Below are 2,132 nucleotides of genomic sequence, written 5' to 3' on the forward strand. Positions count from 1 at the left end.
GTGAAGAACCCGGCGCAGGTGGGCGACACGATCACGTATCTGTTCACGGCGGAGAACGAGGGCAACACGACGCTGACTGGTGTCGCGATCACCGATGTCCTGCCGGGCCTTTCGACCCTGACGTACTCGTGGCCCGGCACTCCGGGCACCCTGTTGCCGGGTGAAAAGGTCACCGCGACCGCGACCTACCAGCTCACGCAGGCCGACCTCAACGCCGGCATCGTCACCAACTCGGCGACCGCGACGGGCACTCCGCCCACGGGCACCGATGTCACGACGCCTCCGGCGACCGTGGACACCCCGCTCGTCTCCGACCCGGAGCTGACGTTCACGAAGGATGTGCAGCCGGGCGGGATCCAGTCCCCGGCGCAGCCGGGTGACGTGGTCACCTTCCAGTTCTCCGCGAAGAACGACGGCAACGTGACGCTCACCGGTGTCATGATCACCGACCCCAAGCCGGGACTCTCTCCGCTGACCTACACGTGGCCGGGCACCCCGGGAACGTTGCAGCCGGGCGAGACCGTCACGGCTACCGCGACCTACGCGCTGACCCAGGCCGACATCGACGCGGGACACGTGGCGAACACCGCGACCTCGACGGGTACTCCGCCGACCGGTCCGGACGTGACCCCGCCACCCGCGACGACCGACACCCCACTCGTCGCGGACCCCGCGCTGACGTTCACCAAGGACGTCGTCCCTGGTGGGATCCAGTCGCCGGCACAGCCGGGTGACGTGGTCACCTTCGCGTTCTCCGCGAAGAACGACGGCAACGTCACGCTCACCGGTGTCACGATCACCGACCCCAAGCCGGGACTCTCTGCCCTGACGTATACGTGGCCGGGCACGCCCGGTACGTTGCAGCCGGGCGAGACCGTAACGGCGACGGCGACCTATGCGCTGACGCAGGCCGACATCGACGCAGGTCACGTAGACAACGTGGCGACCGCCATCGGCACCCCGCCGACCGGTCCGGATGTCACTCCGCCGCCCGCGGTGACCGACACCCCGTTGGTGGCGACGTCCAAGCTGACGCTGACGAAGGATGCCGACGCGACCGCGGTCAAGAACCCCGCTCAGGTCGGTGACTCGATCACATACCTGTTCACCGCCGAGAACGAGGGCAACACGACCCTCACCGGCGTCGCGATCACAGATGTGCTGCCGGGCCTGTCCCCGTTGACGTACTCGTGGCCCGGAACACCCGGAACACTGCTCCCGGGCGAGAAGGTCACCGCGACCGCGACGTACCAGGTCACGCAGGCGGACATCAACGCCGGCATTGTGACGAACTCCGCCACGGCGACCGGTACCCCGCCGACGGGCACCGATGTCACGACGCCTCCGGCGACGGTGGACACCCCGCTGGTCTCCGACCCCGAGCTCACCTTCGCGAAGGACGTCGTCCCTGGTGGGATCCAGTCGCCGGCGCAGCCGGGTGACGTGGTCACCTTCCAGTTCTCCGCGAAGAACGACGGCAACGTGACGCTCACCGGTGTCACGATCACCGACCCCAAGCCGGGACTCTCTCCGCTGACCTACACATGGCCGGGTACCCCTGGTACGTTGCAGCCGGGCGAGACGGTAACCGCAACCGCGACCTACGCGCTGACCCAGGCCGACATCGACGCGGGCCATGTCGGAAACGTGGCGACGTCCAAGGGGACGCCGCCGTCCGGTCCGGACGTGACCCCGCCGCCGGCGGCCACGGACACCCCGCTCGTGGCGACGTCCAAGCTGACCCTGACCAAGGACGCGGACGCGACCGCGGTCAAGAACCCGGCGCAGGTCGGCGACACGATCACCTACCTGTTCACGGCCGAGAACGAGGGCAACACGACGCTGACCGGTGTCGCGATCACCGACGTGCTGCCGGGCCTCTCGCCCCTGACGTACTCGTGGCCGGGCACCCCCGGAACACTGTTGCCGGGTGAGAAGGTCACCGCGACCGCGACCTACCAGCTGACCCAGGCGGACATTAATGCCGGGATCGTTTCCAACTCCGCGACCGCGACGGGTACTCCGCCGTCGGGTACGGATGTGACGACGCCTCCGGCGACGGTCGACACGCCGCTGGTGTCCGACCCGGTGTTGACGTTCACGAAGGATGTGCAGGCGGGCGCCATCCAGTC

General features: G+C 68.5%; 1 pseudogene. It reads left to right on the top strand.

Annotated features, from left to right (window positions below):
* Positions 1–2,132: pseudogene (locus AXZ95_RS11025) on the top strand (DUF11 domain-containing protein); the annotation flags it as partial.

Source organism: Leifsonia sp. 115AMFTsu3.1 (assembly GCF_004362795.1).
Classification (GTDB): domain Bacteria; phylum Actinomycetota; class Actinomycetes; order Actinomycetales; family Microbacteriaceae; genus Leifsonia.